The following is a 25,372-nucleotide window of genomic DNA, read 5'->3' on the forward strand; positions in this document are numbered from 1 at the left end:
TCTGGCTCATAGGCGGCTCGGATCAGGTGGTCAGGCGTATTTCAGCACATTTGAAAACTTGTTCGGAGATTCCCTAGACGATGGCTTGTGAGTGTCAAAAATGTGTCAATTGCAGAGTATGTCCTAGGAGGGTTCCGAGCGACGCTGCTGGTAGATCCAGTCAACGATTTCACCCTCTGGCGCATAGCCGCTGACGGTATCGCGCAACAACTGACGAACACGGGTGTAGTCGTCGTTATCGACTGCGTCCAGCAAACTGGACAAACGTTTCTTCAACTCTTCCCACGACAACATGTCTTCGTTAGCACTCATGATCATCGGGTGCTGAGTCGCGACCACGTTGTCACCAATCAGCAACTCCTCGTAAAGCTTTTCACCGGGGCGCAGGCCGGTGAATTCAATCTCGATATCGCCATGCAGGTTTTTATCGGAACGGATGCTAAGGCCCGACAAATGAATCATTTTCTCGGCCAGTTCAACGATGCGTACCGGCTCGCCCATATCCAGCACAAACACATCACCCCCCTGCCCCATGGACCCTGCCTGAATGACCAACTGCGCGGCTTCGGGAATGGTCATGAAGTAACGGGTGATTTTCGGGTGTGTCACGGTCAACGGGCCGCCAGCTTTGATCTGCTTGTGAAACAACGGAATTACAGACCCCGAAGAGCCCAGTACATTGCCGAAGCGCACCATCGTGAAGCGGGTTTTATTGACGTGAGAGACATTGGCCTTGTCCCCGAACAACACCGGAGCCACTTCCCGGCTTAACGCTTGCAAGGTCATTTCCGCCAGACGCTTGGTGCTACCCATCACATTGGTTGGCCGTACGGCTTTATCGGTCGAGATCAACACAAAGTTAGCGACGCCAGCCTGCAACGCTGCCTGAGCCGTGTTTAGCGTTCCGATGACATTGTTGAGCACACCTTCAGCGATATTGTGCTCAACCATCGGCACATGCTTATACGCAGCCGCGTGATAAACCGTATCCACACTCCAGGTCCGCATCACATCCAGCAACTTCGGCTGGTTGCGCACAGACCCCAGAATCGGCAACACCCTGACCGAAAGCGACTCTCGATTAACCCGCTGCTCAAGCTCCGACAAGATGCTGTAAAGGTTGAACTCACTGTGTTCGAACAACAGCAACGTGGTCGGACGCAAAGCCAGAATCTGACGGCAGAGCTCGGAACCGATGGAACCGCCCGCACCCGTAACCAGAACGCTCTGACCCTTGATGCAATGCTCAAGCAGTTCGCCCTGGGCTGGTACTGCGTCCCTGCCAAGCAAGTCAGCGATATCCACTTCCTGAATATCGTCAACCTTCACCCGGCCACTGGCCAAATCCATGAAGCCGGGAACACTGCGTACGTGCAGCGGGAACCCTTCAAGCAAGCCGAGAATCTCGCGGCGTCGTCCCCGGGAAGAAGACGGAATCGCCAACAGCAACTCTTGTGCGCCAGTGCGATCAATCATTTGCTGAATATTGTCGGGCTTAAACACCTGCAACCCTGAAATCACCCGATCGGCAATGCTCTCGTCATCATCGATGAACGCCACAGGCCGCATGACCCGCCCCATGCGCAGGGCCGCCACCAACTGATTACCGGCAGCACCGGCGCCATAAATGGCAACACGCGGCAGGCCGTCATCACGGCTGGTAAACGGCACATGCTGAGCGGCGGCAAACCAGTCACCAAGGAAATACTGACGCATGCCCAAGCGCAGGCCACCGAGCATGATAAGACTCAACCACCAGTAGTTGAAAATGATCGAGCGCGGGACAACGTTGTCGTGATTGCTGTACCAATACACGACAACCGCCAGGACCAGCGCAGATAGACTGACAGCTTTGATAATCGCAATAAGCGCATCGTTGCCGAAATAACGCATCACCGCTCGGTACATACCGAAACGTATGAACAGGGGAATGGCGATAATTGGAGCGCACAGGAATAACCATGCATGCATCGAGACGGGGTTGATCATTTCGTCAACGCCCAGACGCACGACAAAAGCGAGCCACAGTGCTAACCAGACCAAAACAACGTCAGTGACGACTTGCAAAACCCGCTTTTGACGCCGCGAGAGGTTGAGTAAATACGCTCGAATTTTATCCATAACCCCTTTGAACACCTATGCCGCTCCAAAATACTGCCCGCAGTATACAAACCTGCGCCACACACTACTTCAATAACTGATGCTTTAAACCTCGGTAGCCTGCTGAACGACGTCGCTCATCACTTTGCAGGTCAGCTCGATTTCTTGTTCAGTCAACGTTGGATGAACCAAAAACATCATGCTCGTTTCGCCCAATTCCTTGGCATTGGCAAGACGCTGCGAAGGTCTCCAGCCCGTGTTATCAAAAGCTTTCTCCAAATAAACTTCTGAGCAGGAACCTGAGAAAGCCGGAACCCCGCGCGCCGCAATTTCATTCAGGATGCGATCACGCGACCAATCTGCTTTCAGACATTCAGGCCGTATAAACACATAAGCCTTATACGCCGCGTGCACATCCTCATTCGGTATGACAGGAACGCGCAAGGCCGGCAAGTGCCCGGCTGCCTCCCAAATGCGGGTAGCATTTTTGATACGGGCTGCTTGCCATTCATGCATACGACGCAGTTGTATGCGCCCTATGACAGCTTGAACTTCAAGCATCCGCCAGTTAGTCCCGAAACTCTCATGCAGCCATCGGAAACCCGGTGCATGCTCGCGTTCGTACACCGCCTCCCAGCTCTTACCATGATCCTTGTAAGCCCACATATCGGCCCACAGTTGACGATCATTGGTGGTGACCATACCGCCCTCACCTCCCGTCGTCATGATCTTGTCCTGACAGAAAGACCAAGCGCCAATGTGACCTATTGAGCCAACCGGACGCCCCTTGTAACGGGCGCCGTGCGCTTGGGCGCAGTCTTCGATGACTTTTAATCCATGTTCATTGGCCAATTCCATGATCGGATCCATGTCGCAGGGCCAACCCGCCAAATGCACACAGATCAATGCCTTGGTACGGGGTGTCATGACAGACTTGATGGTTTGCGCCGTGAAATTTTGCGAGTCAAGATCAACATCCGCAAAAACCGGAACCGCTCCGGCATTAACGATACTGGACACCGAAGCGAGAAAAGTACGAGATGTGACGATGACTTCGTCGCCCGCGCCTATGCCCAGAGCTTTTAAGGCCAAATCCAATGCCACCGTGCCATTAGCCAGTGCGACCGCATACTCAGTACCTGACCAGGCAGCGAATTCCTTCTCAAAGGTGCGTGTTTCCTGGCCTGTCCAATAATTAACCTTGTTGGACAGGATGACATCACGAACAGCATTGGCCTCTTCTTCAGTAAAAGAGGGCCAAGGAGAAAATTTGGTATTCAGCACGGAAACCTCGAAAAAACGCTGAAAGTAGATAGTTCGCCCTGCGGGCTTACCATTTGATTACGCAACCTGCCCACGAATAACCCACGCCAAAACCCACACCCACTACAGTTTTACCCGGCGTCAAAACGCCTTTAACCATCAACTCTTTTAACGCGATGGGAATACTGGACGACACGGTATTTCCGCAGTGCTCAAATTCAGCTATAAATTTATCCGCTGGTAGCTTCAAGCGCCGACGCAAAGAGTCAAGCATGAATTTGTTTGCTTGGTGAAAGGCGAATAAATCCACCTCTTCCAGGGTAAAAGACTCATCAAATAGCGACGCAAAAAGCTGAGGAATACGCGTCATGGAAAATTCGAATATAGCGGAGCCATTCATATATAAATTAGCGTCAGTGCGCGCATTACCGCTGTCATCCGTATAAAGCTCAGGAGCTTCATTCAATGCAGAAGGGTGGCGCGCACCGCCGATGGGTACGATCAGATTTTTAGCACCTGCACCATCAGTCCCATAACGGAAGCGGTCAATATATGGTCCGCCTTCTGTGGCCTGTATTAACGTCGCTGCAGCGGCATCACCAAATAAAGTGCGGACACTTTTATCTGCCGGGTGAATATATTTACTGTAGGTTTCAGCCGTAACCAGGACAACATTTTTAGCCTGCCCGGTTTCAATTAAACCTTTGGCCAGGCCTAGCCCATAGATAAATCCTGAACAGCCCTGGTTGTAATCAAACGCGCCACATTGAGTGGATAGACGTAAACGGTCTTGAAGAATACAAGCCGTCGCTGGCAAAAAATAATCCGGGCTTTGTGTGCACAGAATGATGAAGTCAATGGCTGACCGATCAAGATCAATGGCATTCAGGAGCTTTTCGCAGGCCTGAAAAGCCAGATCAGATGCGCACTCATCCACACCAACAATCTGGCGGTTATTGATGCCTGTTTTACCGAAAATTTTGTCTACGTTCCACTCCGGAAAATCACGCGACAAATCTTCATTCGAAAGCGTTTGTGCGGGAAGGACATACTCAATGGCTGCAATTTTAGCGAACTGGCTCATTTTACTTATCCCGAAATACGCTTGGCTGGAACACCGAAAACAGTGACACCGGGGGCAACCTTTCTAATCGCCACACTTCCCGCACCGACAACCGCGTACTCGCCGATGATCACATTTGGCACAACTACAGCATGGGAACCCAGAAAAGCACCCTCGCGAAGTTTGACACCGCCTGTGACATCGCAATGACCGCTAAGTGTGCAAAAATTCGCAATCGACGAATCATGCCCGATGGTGCACGCTGAGTTAATCGTCACGAACTCACCCACCTCCAGATCAGTGGAAAGTACGGTAAATGGGCAAATTACTGTGCCCTTACCGACTACGACATTCGTGCCGATAACAACACTGGGATGAATAAGCGTAAAGAACTCAACACCTCTTGCAAGCAACTTTTCAGTCAGGCGTTTTTTGACCACCGGATTGGCAATTGCGCACACTACATACGTGTTGGGTTGAGGTTGATAATCCTCGATAGTGGACAAAATAGGTGCAACGCCTGGAAATGCGTTTAATGAGTCAGCAGTGTCATCAATAAACCCGGCGATTTCCCAGACAGCGTCAATTGTCGGTTGGCACATGCCCTGTTTAATCGCGTCAATGAGCCAAGCGTTTACCTCACGTCCAAAGCCCCCCGCACCCATAATGACTAGCTTTTTGGTTACGCTCATGCCAGGTATCCTCCATCCACAACCAACGCAGTCCCCGTTACCCAGCGAGCGGCGGGAGACAACAAATAGTTGGCAGCATAGGCAACGTCTAGCGGATTACCGAATCCCAATGGGTGGCGCTGCTCAATGGCCTTCATGGAGTCAGCGCCTACCAGACTCTCTAGGGTGTCCACCAGTTCAGTCTGCACCACGCCTGGGGCAATGGCATTGACACGGATCCCCTCGCGAGCTAATTCAACTGCAGCAGCACGCACCATCGATTCAACAGCGCCCTTACTGGCGCAATACCCCATCAATGCCGGTTCGCCCGCCTTGGCCATAACAGAAGACACCAGGACGATACTGGAGTCGGTATTGCAAACACCTTTCTGGCGGAAGGCTTTAATAAGAGAAAAGCCTGACGTCACATTGGTGGACATAATCTTTTCCCAATGCGCGAGGCTGGTTGCCCGTATTGGCATTGGCAATTGCACACCTGCAGCATGAACCAGCCCATCAAAGGGAGAGGACGCTTTCGCAACAGATTTCATCCACTGCGAAATGTCAGAACCATCAAGGAAATCAACGGTTTCAACTGCGTGATCGAGGCCTTCCATCATGCTGAGTGTATGCTCAAGACGACCGATATCACGCGCCGCCAAGGTCACCCTTGCCCCTTGTTTGCTGAGCCATATAGCCACTTGGCGGCCAATACCCGAGGACGCACCCGTGACAAGAATATGCTTGCCTGCCAAGGAAAAAGGATTAAAAGGCATCAAGATAAAATCTCCGCATCAGAGGCTGAAGTGATCGTCAAAGGGCTGATCCAAACGTTATCGAACTCAGCAATACAGCCAGCCCAAGAGTAGCCAACACCAAAGCCCGCCAACATTAATCGGCCAGAGAGGTTCCCACCTGCTTTACCTGTGTGCAAGCTGATGGCAAGTGGAATCGATGCACAACTGGTATTACCTACATCCGTGACATCCAGCACAACTTTCTCTCGATCCAACTTCATTCGTTTAACCAAATGATCGAGCATAAATCGATTGGCCTGGTGGAACACATATTTATCAATGTCTTTTCCGGTCGCTGCATTCGCTTCATGCAAAGCAGTCACTAATGCTGGAACGCGAGCCAGGGTGAAGGCAAAGATTTCAGCCCCGTTCATGTAAAGATCGTAAGGCCCACGCACGCCTTCTTCGACCGTATGTGTCGAGCTACCGTTCCTGTCTCTATAACCACCTGCCGGGACAACCAGATTCAGTGCACCGCGGCCATCCGTCCCCAAGACAAACGGAATATCTGAGGCAGAGGGATCAAAGTCCAGCAGCGTTGCTGTCCCGGCATCACCAAAAAGAGCAGCCACAGAACGGTCTGCAGGTGAGACTATTTTGCTGATGGTATCGCCTACCAGTAACAGTGCACGCCTGCTTCCTCCACCAGATAACAGGGAGGATGCCATCCACAACCCATACACATAACCCGAGCACCCCATCGCGACATCAAACGCCGCGGTTTGCATAGGCAAGCCCAGACGCTCCTGCAATACACACGCGGTTGCAGGAAGTGTGTAATCGTGGGTCTGTGAGACAAAAATCAGGGTATCGATAGAACTTTTATCTACGCCTAAATCTGCAATGAGACGCTCTGCAGCAGAAACACACAAATCAGAAGAGCATTCTTGCGTGACGACATGGCGGCGTTCGACCCCGGTACTACCAATAATTTTATTGACACTGTCGGCGCCAAAAGAGTCGTACAAGGACGTTACCTCCTCTACCTTTTCCGGCAGGGCACAGGCAATACCTTTAATACGTACATTCTTGACTAATCGAACTTGATTATTGGCGGTCATCCTACTCTCCCATTCAAACACTGCAGATTCATAGTTAATCAAATTCGACTAGATGTTCCACTTCGCGCAAGACTTGCGAAAGTGAAGAAGCTTTTGTTCCAAAGTGCTGGTGAAACGAGGGGGCGACGTCGACCATGACTTACTGGCGATGCGCTTGCAAATCTGGTGGTCTTCATCAAATATCTTTCTGTTTACTTCTGCACTCGACTGCACAAAACCTGACGTCATGTCCTTGTAGCGAGGCTCACTGTTTTTGACCGGATAAAGACGGCTGGTGAAAAAAGCGGATTCTGTGGACGCCGCGGGAAAGAAATTCTGTACGGAATATGAAAAACCGAACGTAGAAGAAATCATAGAGAACGGAAAAAGAAAAATGCTCATGTATCCTTGAAAAGCGTCCGTGGCCGCATAAAAACGATTCAAGCTTCTAAGACGCCTGGCAACTTTCTCATTCTCAACCGGCGAATACCAAATAGAGTTCTCGCCATAAAACTCATTCGTCCCAACACCCAACTCAAGCGTTGCGAGCGTTTCTGTATGAATCAAGGGAATATGGTAAGGCTCCAGAGCATTTTCGAGGGCAATGGGCCAATCGCACTCAAACGCATAACGATTAAAATCGGCGCGCTCTGCAATGTCCTCGCCGACCTTCAGCAAGAGAGCGGTGATCTCAGGACCTAATTGAGCGTGCAGCGTTGTTTTAGGGTCGATCGCAAAAAACAGAAACTCACCACAGGCTTCGATTTTAAATTCATTCAAGGCGGCATGTTCGATAGTGCATCCTTGGAATGTTTTTACGCCCGCAACATTAACCTTGCCGCGCGAGTAACTCCAACCATGGTATAAGCACTTTACAATCTTGTTGCCATAATCCTCAGTGAAAAATCTCGCACCGCGGTGAGGACAAAGGTTGTCGAAGGCGACGTAATTACCCTTATCATTAATAACGAGAACTTCGAAATCTTTAATATCAAAACGGATGAAATCCCTGTCATTTGCAAGTTCAGATGTGTGCGCAATGGGATGCCAATACGACCGTATCAAGTCATCCGATATTTTTGTAGATTCCAAAACACTCATATCAAACCTGCCCCTCCTGGAACAATGCACCGATACATTCACTGAACCGTCAGACCTGATAACACACTAGGCACGAACCGATTCACCCTCGATAAAAAAAGCAAATGCTCAACTGAATATTCAGCTGAGCATTAAAATGACTAGGACCCCGAACTGTGCTTATTCAAGCAGCTACCAGTTCAACCACCTGATCAACCGTTTCACACTTATTGAGGCGATCGGCAGATATAGTTTTGTTCAAGCGTTCATCGACAAGCGCCATGAACGTGACAACGGCAATCGAATCCCAATCTAACGCCTGACCCAGAGCAATAGTATTTTCGTCAGCTTCCATCGATTCTTCAATCAAACGTAAAATTTCATTGCTCATAATTAACGCCTCTCACTAAACGATTTATCTTTTTCAACCACCGAGCCTGTAAACGGCTCCATCGTCGCATTATTCTCTTGTGATATACCTTCCTTGATGAGCACTTTTCGCACCGTCAGGAAGAGAATTTTCACATCCAACCACAATGACCTGTTATCGACGTACCAGACGTCAAGCTTGAATTTTTCATCCCAGCTCAGGCTATTACGACCATTCACTTGCGCCCAGCCCGTCACACCTGGCCTGACCTCATGACGCCGATTTTGAGCGGCAGTATAAAGCGGAAGGTACTGCATTAACAAAGGTCTTGGTCCAACCAGGCTCATCTCACCTTTCAGGACATTCCACAGCTCCGGAAGTTCATCCAGACTGCTGGCACGCAGAAAGCTGCCAAATGGTGTCATTCGCTCACTGTCTGGCAAGGGTCGACCGCTACCGTCTGTAGCCTCACGCATTGTGCGAAATTTGATCATCTGAAAAGGAGCACCATTCTTGCCTGGCCGCAACTGCCTGAAGAGGACAGGGCCGCCAAGTTTACGGCGGATCATCCACGCAAGAATCAGGATCAACGGAGAAAGCAATAATAGTCCGAAAAAAGAACACACGATGTCGAACGATCGTTTCAGCATCAGTTAACACCACCTAACCATAAGATCACCACCCCAACATTAACTAGCACGACTCACCACCTTCATTTCCTCTAGCATCACTTTGTTAACGCTGTGAACATCATATTTTTTTTCGGCAATCTCACGAGATGCCGCCCCCATCGCGTCCATGGCCTCTGGTTGCGAAACAAAGAAAAGCATGGCTTCTGCAAGTTTTTCGACGCTTTTCACAGGCACCAGAAGACCATTTACACCATCCTGGACCGTCTCTCGGCAACCTGGAGCATCCGTGGTGATAATCGGGCGCCCCATCGCCATGGCTTCCAGTACAGTGCGAGGCGTGCCTTCTCTATAGGAGGGCAATACATAGACACTGGAATTGATAATGGCAGGTCGAACATCGGTTAACCGGCCCATAAAATTGATAACCCCGCTGGATTGCCATTCATCCAGTTCAACTTGGTTAATCGCATCAGGGTTATCGTCAATCCAGCCGACCATATTGAATACAACCTGCGGATAACGACGTTTCACTTCGCGTGCAGCCGCGGCATATTCACGCACACCTTTATCGCCTAATAAGCGGGCTATCAACAAAAAGCTAACGGGTTGAGGAATGTCATGTACCGAAAACTGGGAAATATCCACACCAGAACCGTTAACAGCCACTGTCGGTGTAGTCGCATTGACCAGTTTTAGTTGTTTGAAAAGAGATTCATCGTCCGGATTTTGAAAAAAAACTTTGTGGCTGCCGGCGAGTGAAAGGCGATAGAGGCTTTTAACAATAAAGTGGATGGTCTTGCGGGTGAAGCCACCTTCGTCTTGCCCTTGAAAGGCGTACCCTAAACCGGTGATCAGGGCGAAGCGATTCGGCACCCCCGCCGCACGCGCTGCGAACATTCCATAAATAACTGGTTTAACGGTGTAGCTAAGGACCCATTGCGGTCGAATATCACGCATTAGCCGCCACAATGAAAAACACGTTTTCAAATCCGCCAGCGGATTCATTCCTACCCGGCGCAACTCAATATCATGCACCTGCAAGTTTTTCCCCTCCAGGCGTGCTCTGGCAGGGCTATTAGCAGACAAACCAGGAGCCGCGACATGCACCTCGGCACCCTGCTCAACAAGCGCATCAAGCAAGGCACCTCTGAAGTTGATTAACGAATCTGCATCGCTGGCGATTAATAAAAACTTCATAGCCTCACTGCTCACTTAACCAGGATTGAAACATAAGGATGTCCCATAAATGATGTTGCCAATTACGCCGACCACTTAAATGCTCCAACCATTTTTTTCGAATAGGTTCGGGGTGAAAGTAACCTTCTTGGCGTAACCGATTTTCGTCCAGTAACGCTTCTGCCCACCCACGAAGCGGCCCCCTCAACCAACTGTCAAGCGGAATTCCAAAACCTTGTTTAGGACGATCAATTAACGCTTTAGGCACGTGCCGATCCAAAACTTGACGCAATAACCATTTTCCCTCGCCATTCCTGATTTTATACTCAAGCGGCATTGACCACGCCAACTCGATCAATCGATGGTCAAGAAGGGGTACCCTGGCTTCCAAACTGGCTGCCATGGACGCACGGTCCACCTTCACCAAAATGTCGTCCGTCATATAGGTTTGAGTATCCATAGCCATCATCCAGTGTTCGAATGAGTCAGTTTTTGGCCATGCTTGCACAGTTGTGAAAATCGTGGCGGGCTCATGACCACCAATAACAACACTTGCAGGATCTTCCCAGTGACTGTTGAGACGATGATAAAACGCCTGTCCGTCGGACAAGGCCAAAACATCAGCCAGCTTATGCGCTTTATCACCAGCCCCCATCAAATGCATGCTCTTGGGCAAGACAGGTTTTACCAGTTCAAAAAGAGAGTCGAGCCGAGCCGGAGAAATTGCATGCAAGCTTCGAGAAATAAGTTTACGGGCCGCATGGGGGACAGGTTGCATTCTGGACCATACTTTTTTTGCCGTAAGATATCGGTTGTAGCCCCCGAATATCTCGTCACCTCCGTCGCCGCTAAGTGCAACCGTCACTTGCTCTCTTGCCATCTGAGCGACTAAAAAAGTGGGTATTTGAGAACTGTCACTGAAAGGCTCGCAGTACATGGATGCTAGTTTCGGAATCACATCGAGCGCATCCGAAGGCTGTACATACAATTCCGTATGATCGGTTCCTAAATGTTGGGCGATCGCTTTGGCATGTACAGCCTCATCGTACCCGGATTCATCAAAGCCAATCGTAAATGTGCGCACAGGCTTGGTACTTTGAGCCTGCATAAGTGCAACGACAGTACTGCTGTCAATACCGCCGCTCAAAAAAGCACCCAGAGGTACATCAGATATCATTTGCTGCTTAATGCTGTCTGATAACTGACCCTCTATGGCATCCACTGCCTGGTCGGGCGAACCGGTAAAAGGGGCCGAGATGCCTTTAGCAACAACTTGATTGACCGACCAATACGCAGTTGATGATGTATTCTTTGCCGCAGGTAAATCCTTAAGCGGCAAAGAGATAATATGCCCAGGGCAAAGTTTTTGAATCCCTTTGTAAATACTATAAGGCGCCGGTATGCAGTTATGCCTCAGCAACAGCGTTAGTGCATCCCGATCGATGTCACCCACAAACCCGGGGCAGGCTTTTATTGCTTTCAGCTCTGAGCCAAATACCAACATGTCACCCTGCCACCCCCAATAAAGTGGTTTCTCACCTACACGGTCACGCACGAGGGTTAAAACATGATCATTACGGTCCCACAATGCAAAGGCAAACATGCCCACCGCTCGCTCAACGGTAGTTTCAACCCCCCAGACAGAAAGACAAGCTAAAAGAATTTCCGTGTCAGAGTGCCCTTTCCATTGCGGAGCCAAGCCTTGCGACTCAAGTTGATTGCGCAGGTCGTTGTAATTATAAATTTCACCATTAAAAACAATAACATAACGCCCATCAATACTGTGCATGGGTTGTGCCCCTGCCTGGGACAAATCCACAACAGAAAGCCGCCGATGCCCAAGTGCCAATCTGGCATTTTGATCGACCCATACCCCTGAATCATCAGGCCCACGATGAGTGATTGAGTCATTCATTCGATGGATAGCTTCAACTATGTTACCGCTTTCGCGATGATTGAATACACCACTAAAACCACACATCTATTCGTTACCTCAGTGAAGGTGTTTGATGAAACTACTGACATCGAATTAATTAATCACCATGCCTTATTGCTCAATCAGCGACTTGCAGCATGCTCCAGTATATGACGAAGCCGCGGGGCTTGAACCGCCAGACAATACTCATTATTCACCGCCTCTCTTCCTGCAGCACCAAAGACGGATCGACTTTGAGCGTCAGATAATAAACTGTTAAGCGCCGCTTCCCATTCCTGGAGATCAGCGGCCAACAACCCACACTTATTATCCGACACGATTTTTACATTCACACCGACGGGGGTAGCAACCACTGGGACAGCGCAAGCCATGTACTGAATGAGCTTGTAACCGCACTTACCTTTCTCCCAAGGCCCATCGACTAATGGCATGATCCCGACATCCAAACCTTGAATAAAAGCGTTTTCGCTGTCTTCAGACCATGCTTTCACTTCAACATCCAGTCCAGCAAGCTCCTGCGATACATGTGTGCTCGCCCCCATCAAAACCAAATGAAAAGGGAACCTCTTGTTAACATTACGCAAGGCTTCACGTATGCCGACTACATATTTTTCTGTTGAAGGCGAGCCGATCCAACCAACGGTAAGTAATTTATCCGCGGCACAGGCATGGGCTTGATAGCGCTGACTATCAACAACAGTAGGCACTACGTGAACGGACTGAGCACCCGCTTGAATAGCTCTGTTGGCAAGGTACTCATTGCCCGCCACAACACTTCTAGCGTTAAGCATTACACTGTCTATTTTGCGGCCTAACAACCTTCGCACTGGAGCATAGGGCGATAAATCATAGTTATGAAATATCGCATCATCATAGTCAACGACATATGGAATGTTGAACTTTTTGAACAACCACTCAAACACAGCCGGAAAATAGGGCAATACTTCCTTTTCAATCCATACTACATCATATCGTCGCGCATTGAGCAAAACATAAATACGCCGTAAATAAAGTTTAATAATCGACCAAAAAGAGCGTTTTTTCGACATATAAAGCATTGTAAGATACGCCTCATCGAAAAGGCAATCCACAGTCACTACATGACCACAGCGTTGAAGATAAGGGATAAATTGCAGTGCACGCAAACGGCTACTAGCGCCTAGCCGCGAATACTTTGAAAGGAGTAGTATCTTCATAACAGCCTTAAGGGTCGTCGAAGCATAAAAAATATAAGATCAAGTATTTCTTTTAAAAATCCAACTAGGCAACCAAGTAAATAGATATTTATAAGCAATGATTGTCTCTTTAACGGAAGATAATGAACCACGCAATATTGACTGTATAACGCGACATACTGGCTCAATCAACAACGTTGCGAGAAAAACCAAAGTAGCCCCAACAAAGCTAAAGTGCTTATATGAATATATTAATCGACTTCGAAGTGAATAAAATAAGCGGTACGCCTTAACTTGATCTGATGTCCCACCTCCTTTATGAAATGCTTGTACATTGGACAAAAACTTAATACTCCAATCTTTAGCCTTCACTCTATTCGAGAGATCTAAGTCTTCGAGATATACAAAAAAGCGCTCATCAAACCCCTGTAACTCTTCAAACAAATTCCGTCTAATAAAATAAAAAGCACCAATAACATGATCTACAGAACGAGATGATTCATGATCCCATTCACCCATGAAGTGACCCAGCTTAGGAAGAAAACGATCCAAACCTATGGCATGTGCTAAAAAACTATTCACAGTAGGTAGGCGAGTACAGCTTCTAGAGACATTGTTATCGTCATCTTTTAGCTGAACACCACAAACGCCAACACGCTGATTCTCGCTGCGTGCCATATAGTTAGTTGTTTCAACTATTGTGGCCTCATAAACAGCAGCATCTGGATTAAGAAACAAAATATATGGACTATTTCCTTTAGCCGCACCGATATTGCACGCTTTACCAAAACCTAAATTAGAGCCTGCCTCAATAATATCAACATTAAGCCGATGAAAATCTTTTAGTTTTTCGATCGACCCATCTACAGAACCATTATCAACAACAACTACACTGGCAATATCTTTCGACGCATACTTTTCAAGCGAAGCAATGCACTCTTTTAGCTGAACACCAGAATTCCAATTAACAATAACCACATCTACTTGACTATTCATTTACTTAACCCTAAGAGCTTTCTGCTCTAAACCGCGCGAAACAAGCATCGCTAGATACACCCAAAAACTTATTATATAAGGCTGAACAAAATTAGGATCTTCTACCATCAACCCCATCATAACAATCAGATAACCGTAAAATACTTTACGTGAACTTAGGTAGGCCATTCGGCCTACCGCACAAAAGAGAAATACAGATATTAGAACACCAAGAATTGATTGCTCAACCAGCGTTGTCACCCAATAATTATGAGCTGAAAGAGCAAACTTATATATAGAGGAATAATAACCGATAGGTTCGAAGGGGTGATCAATAAAATAATTTAATTTTTCAAGCGCGCTATCGAGTCGACCGTTACCACTCTGCATATTCTCAACACTTAATCGTGAAGACAAAAAAGTATCATAACCTTCTATGCCGCTGCTGGTAACCATAGAATGACTTAAAAAAATAACAGCTGCAACTATAGATAAGCTCAAAAAATACCGAAAACCCACAATAATATATAGCATACAAATAAGTAAAAAACTCACCGATCGTGAGAAAGTCAACAATATCGCAGCACATATTAAGAATAAAAACAGTATATCCCGCTTATTTTTTTTCTCGATAACCAGGTACGCACCTACAGACAGGAGTAAAACTTGGGCGACTGTATTACTCGCCCCCCACGGCAAAGACATCGCCCCACCCACATAGCGTTCCAAAATGACACTTTGAAAACCAAACAGGTAAGATTTATAAACAAAGTTAATAATGAAATATATAGCCAGCACTGCCCCCGCACTCAGCAATGTGCGCGCAATTAACACCGCAGGTATTTTTCGCCTTATAGAGGCAGCTACCAAGCCCAAAAACAACATATAGCCTATTAAATTGGCTGCCGCTCTAACCATTGATGCTAAAGGCGCTACAGCTAACAAACTTGTTGTGAATATGAGAGCCACAAAGAGTGTTGGCCAAAGCAAAAAATTATAACTAAAATTGTTAATTGCCTTTGTAAATACCGGAACAAACAAAAAAATCGACATCAAAAAGAAAGGCACTCCAAAAGTGATCACACCTCCAGAGTCTGGTGAACTGCTAAAACTAAGAAACATCATCCCTAGCGTGAAAAAAATATAGTAGTTAGGCACTCTAGGAATAGTCACATATTCACCACTTACATTCTCTTTAATTGGCACGCATCTAGGCAAAGTTAAAAATAATTACTTGTAAGCCGAGAGCAAGAGGCTAGCGCTAGAAGAACAGCGTCCAAACACACCCTCAAACTCCATGCAACTGCAGCACCCACAACACCGAATTCACCAATAAAAACATACAGCAGCCCTACAAAAATTGGCAATTCAACCACATGAAATATAGCGGTTATTTTTGTCCTGCCATGGGCATGAAGATAAGAGTAATACATTGCCCCAATTGCATTGAAGAACACACCGAGACACAATATACGCCCTACCATCACCGACTCTGGTGCCACATAATCCTTCACCCAAAGATTCAAAATAAATGGCATAATAAATGCTAATACACACATTGCACAAAACATGACAATTACAACGCGCACAAGCCACTTATCAAATACTGACTTGGCTTTCTCCGGATCGGAGTTTATTAAATTCGATATCATCGGAAAGGCAACCGTTGTTATCGCCCCAACTAATATCATTGATTGCACGGTTATTTCATATGGAATAACGTAAGTGGTCACAGCTGCAGCGGTAATCAAAGCCCCTACAAAAAAACGGTCCGCTTGCACTAAAAATGGGCTTACGATGCTACTGACTGTTACCCAACCCCCAAATTCTAAGAGCTTCTTTGCTTGTTCCTTCTTGTACTGGCCAGGTTGAACCAGCAGCCGTTCCGGCAAACATTTATAAGCAAAGTGCCTGTATGCAATAAGTGCTATTGACCTTGAGAGCACGAGCGTCGCTACAACCCAATACAGCTTATCTGTATATAGCGCGACCAAAAAAGGCCCACCGAAATTGGCAGCTCCCAGGAACACACGCAGAATACTTATGCTTTTGAAATTAAGATAGGCTTCGTTTACCCCTCGGTAGGTAGCACTGATGGCTTGCATCGGAATCGCAACGGCTAAAAGAAGAATTGAGACAATAACTTCATTTTTACTGACAGTATTTCGAGATATTAAGTCGTATCCCCCGAATACTCCACCCAAAGCGATAAGCACCAAACCAGCCAGCCCTATCGTCGCTGTAATCTTGACTGCTGTGGCAATAACGTCCGGGATGTCACTTTCTTGTGCATAGCCACGTATGGCGGAAACTCGTTGGGTAACTGCTCGACCAACCCCTAGGTCTAGAGCACCTGCATAGCCAATCAAACCCCAGGCCAGTGCAAGGAAGCCAAAACGCTCGGTTCCGATTCTGGCAATTAAATTCGGAACGGTTACAACGGCGATTAACAGTGGCAGTCCCAGTCCGAGCAGGTTCCAGAATATATTTCTAACGTGCACGACATCCTCACGACTTCATGAATCCGCTAATTCAGCTTCATCCCATACAGACAGTTCAGGCCATGGTATGCCATGGCCTGCATAGTTTCAGGCGTTCGCCTTTTTTAAAAAGTTCAAGTACCACGGTAGTGCCAACGCAATACCCGTTGAAAACTCATGTTCAGGTGCGTAGCCCAAAAGCGTTTTTGCTTTAGTTATATCGGCCTGTGAATGAAGCACATCTCCAGCTCTGAAGTCCCGGTAATTAGGCTCCATGCCGTACGTGACACCGTTTGCTCGCAAGCCAGATTTAATCGCAGCGAACAAATCGTTAAGGTCGGTTCGTCCGCCCAGCGCGATGTTATAGACTTGATTGCGCGCTGACTCATTGGAGGTAGTGGCAGCAAGAATATTGGCTTGAACAGTATTTTCGATAAAGCAAAAATCTCGACTGGTTGTACCATCCCCGTTTATATAAACAGGTTCGTTCTTGACCATGGTCGCAATCCAGCGTGGAATTACTGCCGCATATGCCCCGTCCGGGTCTTGACGCTTACCGAAAACATTAAAATATCGCAAACCTATTGTTTTAAATCCGTAGGAGCGTGCGAAAACGTCTGCATATAATTCATTTACATACTTTGTTACTGCATAGGGCGACAAGGGCTTCCCGATAACATCTTCTACTTTGGGCAAGCCCGGATGATCGCCATAGGTTGAGCTACTTGCAGCATAAGTAAAGCTCTGAACATTGGACTCTTTGGCGGCCACTAGCATGTTCAGAAATCCGTCTATGTTTGTTGCATTTGTCGTGACGGGGTCGATGAGAGAACGAGGCACGGAACCTAAGGCGGCTTGATGCAAGACGTAATGCACATCCGTGCAGGCGTCACGACAGTCTTCCAAGTTACGTATATCGCCCTTAATCATCTTGAAACGTGCCCACTGGACAGCCGACACTGAACTTCTGACCTCATCAAGGTTATGTGGATGACCGGTTGCAAAGTTATCAAGCCCAACAACGAACTGATCCAGCAACAACAGTTTTTCTAGCAGGTTAGAGCCGATGAATCCAGCCACCCCAGTGATCAACCATGTCTTGGGATCAACAGGAAGTTTCTTTAAAATATCTTCGTACGCAGTCATGGTATTTAACCTAAATCGTTTAATTAGCTAAGCATCCGCTCAGGACAGGCTTACAAACGTATATCTGACTCTTCGCGACTTAAAAGATATTTCAAGTCATACAGGATGTGATTTGGTTTTCCATAGCTGCGTATAGCCTGTGCCCCTAAAGAACGAAACTCATTGTGTGCCACGGCTACCACTATGGCATCGTAAGACTCTTTGTCGGGCTGATTGACTGGCACAATACCGTATTCATGACACGCTTCTTCACTACTGACCCAAGGGTCAAAGACATCAACAGTGATATTGTATTCCGCCAACTCCCGCACAATATCAACTACGCGCGTATTGCGCAGATCCGGGCAATTCTCTTTAAATGCCAAACCCATAACCAAAACACGTGCGCCATCCACGTGAATACGCTGTTTAAGCATTGCCTTAATTAGTTGAGAAACGACATAGGCGCCCATCCCGTCATTTAAGCGACGACCGGCCAGGATTATTTCAGGGTGATAACCAATAGATTGAGCTTTATGTGTCAAATAGTAAGGATCAACACCAATACAATGGCCACCTACTAGGCCCGGTCGAAAAGGCAGAAAATTCCATTTTGTGCCCGCTGCCTCCAATACTGATTCGGTATCGATACCTAACTTATTGAAAATAATGGACAGTTCATTGATTAAAGCGATATTGAGATCGCGCTGAGTATTCTCAATGACCTTGGCAGCTTCCGCTACTTTGATGCTGCTCGCTTTGTGCGTGCCAGCCACAATAATTTTATTATAGAGCGCGTCCACCAAGTCAGCCACATCGGGAGTCGATCCAGAAGTGACTTTCTTAATCGTTGTCACTCGGTGCTCTTTGTCCCCCGGATTGATACGCTCAGGGCTGTAACCTGCATAAAAATCGACATTGAATACCAAGCCAGAGTACTTCTCGAGTACAGGTACGCATTCTTCTTCCGTTGCGCCTGGGTACACGGTGGACTCATAAATAACAATATCGCCTCTTTTAAGCACTTTCCCAATGCTCTCGGAAGCTTTGATCAAGGGTGTCAAATCAGGTTGATTGTATTGATCAATCGGCGTTGGAACCGTAACAATGTAGGTGTTGCAAGCGGCCAATGTTGACACATCAGCACTAAACTTTAAAAATGTAGCTTCTTTAAGCTCTTCGTCCGAGACTTCAAGTGTCGAGTCATGGCCAGAAGACAAGGCGTTAATCCGCTGCTGGTTTATGTCAAAACCTACAACTGATTGTTGCTTGCCAAACTCCACTGCCAACGGTAAGCCGACATAACCCAAGCCAATGACAGCAAGTTTCAAATTTTCTAGCAAATGCATAATTCAATCCAGTTAATAGCGGTCGGCAGACAAAAACTCACAGTCGCTCAATATGTTTTCAGCAAGGCGTCAATTACGCTTGGCGCTTCGCGATCCTTAACGCTAATAATATACTCTTCACACTGAGGCCACTGAATATTTAACATTTCATCATTCCACGCCAAAGAGCGTTCAGAGTCTTTATTAAAATAGTCAGTCGTTTTATACAGAAAATGAGTATCGTCTTCTAAAGAAACAAAGCCATGGGCAAAACCTGTAGGTATCCATAGCATTCTATGATTAGAACTACTCAGCTCAACACCGACCCATTTAAGATAGGTTGCAGAGTCCGGGCGGATGTCAACCGCGACATCAAAAGCTGTGCCTTGAACCACGCGAACCAATTTCCCTTGCTCAAAAGGCGACGCTTGATAGTGTAGGCCTCGTAGTACGCCTTTTTTTGAGCACGAATGATTGTCCTGAACGAAGGCTTCTGGCGCCGGAAGATTCAAGCCCTTAAGCCCCTCCATGAAGCCTTTTTCATTGAAGCTTTCCATAAACCAACCACGGTCATCGCTGAAGACGGTGGGTTCAATAATCACGACTTCGGGAATATCTGTTGGAACCATTTTCATGAGGTTTTATTCTCATCGTGGATTTTCTTCAAGTACTGACCATACCCGGTTTTACTCAGTTTACTTGCCTGATCAGCCAGTTTTTCCAACGGTATCCAGCCACTGTTGAATGCAATTTCTTCCAGGCAAGCAACTTTCAAGCCTTGACGTTGCTCGATGGTGTGAACAAAGTGGCTCGCTTCAAGTAACGACTCATGTGTTCCGGTATCAAGCCATGCAAATCCACGGCCTAACATCTCGACGGTCAAGCTTTTTTGTTCAAGATACGCTTTATTGACATCAGTAATTTCGAGCTCGCCCCGCGGGGAAGGTTTGATATTTTTAGCTATCTCAACCACTTTATTGTCGTAAAAATACAACCCCGTCACTGCGTAATTTGATTTCGGCACTGACGGTTTCTCTTCGATGCTCAGCGCTCTACCCGTACTGTCAAACTCCACAACGCCAAAGCGCTCCGGGTCAGATACGTGATAACCAAACACTGTGGCCCCAGAGCCCTGGTTCATCGCTGAACGCAAATTATCTGAGAAGTGCTGTCCATAAAAAATGTTGTCGCCAAGAATGAGGCAAACTGAAGCCTCGCCAATAAATTCTTCGCCAATGATAAATGCCTGAGCCAACCCGTCAGGGCTTGGCTGTTCCGCATAACTAAGTTCGATACCGTATTGACTTCCATCCCCCAGCAATTTCTTAAAGCACGGCAAGTCTTCAGGTGTGGAAATGATTAAAATTTCCCGCATGCCAGCCAGCATCAATACTGATAATGGATAGAAGATCATGGGCTTGTCGTAAATCGGCAACATCTGTTTGGACACGCCCAGAGTCAGTGGGTGCAAGCGCGTACCTGAACCTCCAGCGAGAATGATGCCTTTTCGGTTGAGGGTAGTCATCTCTAGAGCACTTCCTTATCTATTCTGTACAGCACCTGTATCGAGTTCAGGTGAATGGTTGAATTCTGTTTTTAAACAAACACGCTACCGCCCCAGGATTGATCGTCAATTTCCTGAGAACGTTTATGGGTTTCATCATTGCCCAGGCTCATCACCTGAGTGCTGCTTAACGGCTAACGACAGAGGCCAAGGGCATGCTGATCTGTTGCTGACGGTTCATTAAATTGATCAAGAGAATGACGCGCTCTTCACCATCCATTGCCATGAATATTGATTCCAGACCGGCATACCCTTCCTCTAAGAGAGACACTTTATCCCCGGGATTAAACGTGGAAATAATACAGGTCTGTGCGCGTGCCTGCAGTTGCTCCACCAACTTCTGGCTGACGGGCAATGGCTGACCACCAAATGCCACAACACGAGTAACGCCACGACTGGAGCGCAATGGTGCCCAGTTTGCACCGTCCGGCATATGAATAAAGAGGTAACCCGGGAACAATGACTCCTGAATAAATTGGCATTTACCGCGCACAAGACGTTCTCGCCGGCAGACCGGACGTGAACAGCTATAGCCTTGGCGCACGAGATTTTGTTCGGCGCGTTCGTCCTGTCTCGGCTTGCATTGCACCAGATACCAGTCACCTTGTTTTGAGCCCGGCTTGGGTGCAGTGGTTATGTCCATTGACCATTCATTCAACATTTTCCGTAGTTAGCTCTCGCGCTTGCCTGAACCATTACAAGCTACTGGTTTATTTTCTGTGCCCGCGAGATTAGCTCACAGGTATCTGCAGGTCGAGTGAATGGTTTCGAGTGCTGTACAGCGTCGACAGTTCCCGCGCAAGGGCCTGTTTGGCGCGTAATTCTCCATGAACCAATCTGATTTGCTCAGGCCACTGGGCCATCCCCGACACGAAGTTCAGCAGATCGACCTGATCGGCATGCGCAGAGTATCCACCAAGGGTCGTGATACCTGCTCGAATACTGCAGCGCTCACCATCAAGCTCAACATACCCCCCGCGGGGCCCGTATTTCTGTATTGCGGCGCCAGGTGTTCCCTGCGCCTGATAACCCGTGAACAGCACGTTATGCCTTGGGTCACCCAGCATGGCCTTTAGGTAATTTACAATCCGGCCATTTGAGCACATGCCATTTGCAGCAATTACAATCGCCGGACGGCCGGTGCGGCGTAAATAGTTGACGGTTTGCATATGTTGCTCATGAGTGTCGATGGTGATGAGCTGTTGGAAGTGCAAGGGTTTGCGAGCAGCACTAAGCCGCTGCTGCGCAGCGTCATTCCAGTCGGCCTGTAACTCACGGTATACAGCCGTCAAGCGCTTGGCCAAAGGCGAATCGATAATGACAGGGAGTTCGGGCCAATTCATAGGTAAAGCCGAATCTTCACCTACGTTTAGACTCTCGTGTACCGATAGAGATTTGCGATGGAGTATATCTTCTATTTCGTACAGCAATTCTTGGGTGCGGCCAATGCTGAACGCAGGGATCATAAGCGTTCCATGATCAGCTAAAGCCTTATCAATGGCCAATTCGAGTCGTGTTTGCCGCGTACTTCGGTCTTCGTGAGTCCGGTCCCCATAGGTGCTTTCAAGTACTAGAATATCGGCGCGTTCCGGGGACTTCGGCGGCGACAAAAAAGGTGTAAACGGCGCTCCAAGATCACCGGAAAATACGATGCGATGAGTGGACCCTTGATAAGTCACTTCACATTCGACATAGGCAGAACCCAAGATATGCCCTGCTCTTTGCAAACGTATTCGGGCATGCAGCGTTTGCGTGCCAGACACCGTGTACCACTCTGCGAAGGGCAAAGCAATTATCTGTGTATGTACGCACTGTAAGTAACGTTCGACATTGCGAGTATCGCGATTGAATGTGAGGCGGAAGGCATCTTCCAGGACCAGTGGTAAAAGCTTGGCGGAAGGCTCAATGCAGATGATCGGCCCTTTAAAGCCAGCTGCCAGCAACAAGGGAATACGCCCCACATGATCCGCGTGAACGTGGGTTACGATTAACGCTTGGATCTCGTCGACAGAAAAGCTTATATCCTGGTTTTTTTGCGCCTCCCCCGAATTGCCCAAAGACTCAGCGCCTTGAAACAACCCATAGTCAATCAGCAGACTATGCTGAGCAGTCATTTGCAATTGGTGGCATGAACCCGTGACGCCATGAATGGCGCCATGATGAATGATCTGCGGATACGACATAAGCTTGCTCTCGATACAGCTCCATGAAGAGGCAATTAGTCCACAAAAAGGTCAGGTATTTCACCCGACCTTGGTGCCTTTCAAGGGTGATCCTTTTGCAAAACTTTTCCGCTTTGATCAGCTGAGATCGTGTTGCTCAAGGTTGCAGACAAGGCCGGCGGCGTTGATGTTCGTAACTCCGTACCGCGGGCGAGCACAAAGTGCCTTACAAGCGCTATAAGCACACCTAAAAGCCCTCCCAGCACCAGGCCGAGCAGCAAGATGATTGCTTTCCTTGGCTTAATTGGCGAGATCGGCTCCAGCGCTTTGCGATCTACCGAAACCAGTTTCAACGTAGAGATGTCCAGGTTACTCAAATTACCCAGCCGGACAACTTCTGCTCGGAGTGGCTCTACGCCTTTGAGGAACACATCTTCGTTTTGACGCTGCTTAAGCACTTCAACTTGTCGGTTACTTTGCAGCAGTTGCAATTCCTTGGCTATCTGAGCAATACGACTTTCTGTGAAATCATCCGTTTTGCGCTGCTGCAACGCTGCGCGCTCAGCCTCCAAAGCTTCCACGCCCATGAAATAGAGTGGGATTTGCTGATTATTGATTTCAGTTCGCATAACACTGGTGTCACCCGAACGCGCCGAGTCGGCCAATGACGAAGGTGTGGTTGGCTTTTGAATACCTAACGATTTGGCGATAGCGATGGCTTCGGTCAACTGAGCCATTCTGTCGGTGCGGCGCACTTTGAGCTGCTGGCGCAATGCTTTTAACTCATCTTGCAATTGCGCACGCTTGAGATTGTCTGACTCTTCAAGTGCAGCAATGCGGGCCTCTTTGTCATTTTCATAACTGGAGCGCGCCGCATTGATCTTGCCTTGGAGCTCCGTCAACCGATTATTGACGATAACTTTGAGGTCAGCAGCGATCTGCTCACGCTCTGCATTGATCGCATAATCAACAAAGCCGTTCAGAATTTGGACGCCATCCACACCTTTCGGGTAGTTGAGCTCAAGGCTGATAAAGGAAGTCAGCGAATCTGCTTTTTTTGGATCCGGTTGCATCAGGCGCAATGAGTCACGATTGAACTCTTCAAAACTTTGCTCAAGGGTACGCCCAGGTCGCTTGAATTGGCTGAAAAGCTCCTGATTGTCACGGAAGAACCCCAAACGCGAATCATACGACTCAAGACTCGCGCCGACTTTGACCAGGGCCTCATTAGGCGGGAGCGTGTATACGCCAGAACGATTTAAGGCATCAAGTTCGTTGATGGCTGCTGGACGCAATACGCTGGTGACTTGGTATTCAGGCGTTACCAGGTAAGCATAGCCCAGTGCAACGAGTCCACTGACGACAGTGGTCGCGATGATAATTGCCTTTTGCTTCCAGATCGCCTGGATCAAAGCAAACAGATCAATTTCATCAACCGAAGAACCACGGGAAATCCGAGAAATACTTGTCACAACAAAGGCCTGCCTTCAAAAAGAAACTGCGGGCTCGTCATGCAGAAATTTTTCTTGCGTGCTTGTAATGGATATTTATTTTCAATCAGGCAGTGGCATCACTGCGCGCCTGATGAAGCACAAAAAATAGCTGGCAACCGAGAACAGAACGCATTCTGCCAGTATTACCAAACAATACAAGGGTTGACGGTGTGCAGGACTTTTCCTGAGACAGAACCTACGCAGCAAGGCCTGACCTCACGCATACTGCAAACTCACTCTCGTTGGGCGCGAACACTTAATTCTTGCATTCGCCCCTACATCCGCCGTCAGCCAATATGCATACGACGCTTCAAACCAGCCGATTTTCGCCAGTAGGCAAGCAACCCTAATAGCGGCCCAATTGCTAAACCCACCAGTAATGCCCCTACGAAAAACACAGAGGCTGGCAATGATGGTGTATGCCAGCCCAAAAACGTCAGCGATGTCGCCTCTTGGTTTTCAAGGATGAAAATAATCACGCCAAAGAAAATCAGCAGAGACACCACCACGACGGCTGTGCGCTTAATAGCACGCATGAGCAGCTCCTTTACTCTTCAGGGTTAAAGCCATCTTCCTCGTCCTCATTGACCCGATCACGCAATTCCTTGCCCGGCTTGAAGTGAGGTACGAATTTGCCGTCAAGGCTGACGGACTGCCCGGTTTTTGGGTTTCGGCCAACACGCGGTGCACGATAGTGCAGCGAAAAACTGCCAAAACCTCGGATCTCTATTCGATCTCCGGTCGCCAGGGACTGTGACATTTGTTCAAGCATGGTCTTGATGGCCAGCTCCACATCTTTGGATGAGAGTAGCCCTTGATGGGTGACAATTCGTTCGATCAACTCCGACTTCGTCATATTTTTCCCTTCTTTTTCAAGCAGCTAGATCAGCGCTTGAAAGGTTTTAGCATGATCAAGTGACTTTGAACAGCCCAGGGATTGAC

The 25,372-nt window shown here is 47.9% G+C and carries 24 protein-coding genes; all 24 read right to left on the reverse strand.

The window, feature by feature from the left end:
* Nucleotides 1-123: 123 nt before the first annotated feature.
* On the reverse strand, nt 124-2,121 hold the full coding sequence (locus CJF39_RS05485; RefSeq protein ID WP_094992627.1) for a polysaccharide biosynthesis protein: 1,998 nt from the start codon (nt 2,119-2,121) through the stop codon (nt 124-126).
* A gap of 84 nt (nt 2,122-2,205) precedes the next feature.
* Nucleotides 2,206-3,384 carry a DegT/DnrJ/EryC1/StrS family aminotransferase gene (locus CJF39_RS05490; RefSeq protein ID WP_094992519.1) on the reverse strand — a complete coding sequence of 393 codons (1,179 nt, stop codon included), beginning with the start codon at nt 3,382-3,384 and terminating at the stop codon, nt 2,206-2,208.
* 46 nt (nt 3,385-3,430) lie between these two features.
* Nucleotides 3,431-4,447 (reverse strand): ketoacyl-ACP synthase III, encoded by a 1,017-nt coding sequence (locus CJF39_RS05495; RefSeq protein ID WP_094992520.1) that lies wholly within the window; start codon nt 4,445-4,447, stop codon nt 3,431-3,433.
* A gap of 5 nt (nt 4,448-4,452) precedes the next feature.
* A complete protein-coding gene (locus tag CJF39_RS05500) occupies nt 4,453-5,118 on the reverse strand; it encodes an acetyltransferase (RefSeq protein ID WP_094992521.1) in 666 nt (221 codons plus the stop codon).
* Nucleotides 5,115-5,873 (reverse strand): SDR family NAD(P)-dependent oxidoreductase, encoded by a 759-nt coding sequence (locus tag CJF39_RS05505; protein ID WP_094992522.1) that lies wholly within the window; start codon nt 5,871-5,873, stop codon nt 5,115-5,117. Before CJF39_RS05505 ends, CJF39_RS05500 begins: the two co-directional genes overlap by 4 nt.
* Complete coding sequence (locus CJF39_RS05510; protein WP_094992523.1) at nt 5,873-6,955, reverse strand: ketoacyl-ACP synthase III; 1,083 nt, start codon at nt 6,953-6,955, stop codon at nt 5,873-5,875. Before CJF39_RS05510 ends, CJF39_RS05505 begins: the two co-directional genes overlap by 1 nt.
* Nucleotides 6,956-7,003: 48 nt before the next feature.
* Nucleotides 7,004-8,035 carry an aromatic ring-hydroxylating oxygenase subunit alpha gene (locus CJF39_RS05515; protein ID WP_094992524.1) on the reverse strand — a complete coding sequence of 344 codons (1,032 nt, stop codon included), beginning with the start codon at nt 8,033-8,035 and terminating at the stop codon, nt 7,004-7,006.
* A 163-nt stretch (nt 8,036-8,198) separates the two neighbouring features.
* Nucleotides 8,199-8,405, reverse strand: a complete 207-nt coding sequence (locus CJF39_RS05520; RefSeq protein ID WP_094992525.1) for a phosphopantetheine-binding protein — start codon at nt 8,403-8,405, stop codon at nt 8,199-8,201.
* A 2-nt stretch (nt 8,406-8,407) separates the two neighbouring features.
* Nucleotides 8,408-9,034: a sugar transferase gene (locus CJF39_RS05525; protein ID WP_094992526.1), complete on the reverse strand. Its 627-nt coding sequence runs from the start codon at nt 9,032-9,034 to the stop codon at nt 8,408-8,410.
* A 39-nt stretch (nt 9,035-9,073) separates the two neighbouring features.
* Complete coding sequence (locus CJF39_RS05530) at nt 9,074-10,213, reverse strand: glycosyltransferase family 4 protein (RefSeq protein WP_094992527.1); 1,140 nt, start codon at nt 10,211-10,213, stop codon at nt 9,074-9,076.
* Nucleotides 10,214-10,217: 4 nt separating this feature from the next.
* Nucleotides 10,218-12,173 (reverse strand): asparagine synthase (glutamine-hydrolyzing), encoded by a 1,956-nt coding sequence (gene asnB / locus CJF39_RS05535; RefSeq protein WP_094992528.1) that lies wholly within the window; start codon nt 12,171-12,173, stop codon nt 10,218-10,220.
* A 77-nt stretch (nt 12,174-12,250) separates the two neighbouring features.
* Nucleotides 12,251-13,273: a glycosyltransferase family 4 protein gene (locus CJF39_RS05540; protein ID WP_249275321.1), complete on the reverse strand. Its 1,023-nt coding sequence runs from the start codon at nt 13,271-13,273 to the stop codon at nt 12,251-12,253.
* Nucleotides 13,274-13,363: 90 nt separating this feature from the next.
* Complete coding sequence (locus CJF39_RS05545) at nt 13,364-14,299, reverse strand: glycosyltransferase family 2 protein (RefSeq protein WP_094992530.1); 936 nt, start codon at nt 14,297-14,299, stop codon at nt 13,364-13,366.
* Nucleotides 14,300-15,484: an O-antigen ligase family protein gene (locus CJF39_RS05550; protein ID WP_141232164.1), complete on the reverse strand. Its 1,185-nt coding sequence runs from the start codon at nt 15,482-15,484 to the stop codon at nt 14,300-14,302.
* Nucleotides 15,485-15,498: 14 nt separating this feature from the next.
* Nucleotides 15,499-16,779 carry a flippase gene (locus tag CJF39_RS05555; protein WP_094992532.1) on the reverse strand — a complete coding sequence of 427 codons (1,281 nt, stop codon included), beginning with the start codon at nt 16,777-16,779 and terminating at the stop codon, nt 15,499-15,501.
* 87 nt (nt 16,780-16,866) lie between these two features.
* Nucleotides 16,867-17,904 (reverse strand): NAD-dependent epimerase/dehydratase family protein, encoded by a 1,038-nt coding sequence (locus CJF39_RS05560; RefSeq protein ID WP_094992533.1) that lies wholly within the window; start codon nt 17,902-17,904, stop codon nt 16,867-16,869.
* 50 nt (nt 17,905-17,954) lie between these two features.
* The gene (tviB, locus tag CJF39_RS05565) at nt 17,955-19,232 is read right to left on the reverse strand and encodes a Vi polysaccharide biosynthesis UDP-N-acetylglucosamine C-6 dehydrogenase TviB (protein ID WP_094992534.1); all 1,278 of its coding nucleotides are present in this window, start codon (nt 19,230-19,232) and stop codon (nt 17,955-17,957) included.
* A 47-nt stretch (nt 19,233-19,279) separates the two neighbouring features.
* Nucleotides 19,280-19,846, reverse strand: a complete 567-nt coding sequence (gene rfbC / locus CJF39_RS05570) for a dTDP-4-dehydrorhamnose 3,5-epimerase (protein WP_094992535.1) — start codon at nt 19,844-19,846, stop codon at nt 19,280-19,282.
* A complete protein-coding gene (rfbA, locus tag CJF39_RS05575) occupies nt 19,843-20,736 on the reverse strand; it encodes a glucose-1-phosphate thymidylyltransferase RfbA (RefSeq protein ID WP_094992536.1) in 894 nt (297 codons plus the stop codon). Before rfbA ends, rfbC begins: the two co-directional genes overlap by 4 nt.
* Nucleotides 20,737-20,902: 166 nt before the next feature.
* Complete coding sequence (gene rfaH / locus CJF39_RS05580) at nt 20,903-21,418, reverse strand: transcription/translation regulatory transformer protein RfaH (protein ID WP_094992537.1); 516 nt, start codon at nt 21,416-21,418, stop codon at nt 20,903-20,905.
* A gap of 88 nt (nt 21,419-21,506) precedes the next feature.
* Complete coding sequence (locus CJF39_RS05585; protein ID WP_094992538.1) at nt 21,507-22,958, reverse strand: MBL fold metallo-hydrolase RNA specificity domain-containing protein; 1,452 nt, start codon at nt 22,956-22,958, stop codon at nt 21,507-21,509.
* A gap of 80 nt (nt 22,959-23,038) precedes the next feature.
* Nucleotides 23,039-24,409, reverse strand: coding sequence for a Wzz/FepE/Etk N-terminal domain-containing protein (locus tag CJF39_RS05590; protein ID WP_249275322.1), 1,371 nt, complete (start codon nt 24,407-24,409; stop codon nt 23,039-23,041).
* Between the two features lie 308 nt (nt 24,410-24,717).
* Complete coding sequence (locus CJF39_RS05595) at nt 24,718-24,966, reverse strand: lipopolysaccharide assembly protein LapA domain-containing protein (protein WP_094992539.1); 249 nt, start codon at nt 24,964-24,966, stop codon at nt 24,718-24,720.
* A gap of 11 nt (nt 24,967-24,977) precedes the next feature.
* The gene (ihfB, locus tag CJF39_RS05600) at nt 24,978-25,286 is read right to left on the reverse strand and encodes an integration host factor subunit beta (RefSeq protein ID WP_094992540.1); all 309 of its coding nucleotides are present in this window, start codon (nt 25,284-25,286) and stop codon (nt 24,978-24,980) included.
* Nucleotides 25,287-25,372: the final 86 nt, after the last annotated feature.

Origin of the sequence: Pseudomonas lundensis (assembly GCF_002269125.1) — a bacterium.
In the GTDB taxonomy this organism is placed as follows: Bacteria; Pseudomonadota; Gammaproteobacteria; order Pseudomonadales; family Pseudomonadaceae; genus Aquipseudomonas; species Aquipseudomonas lundensis_A.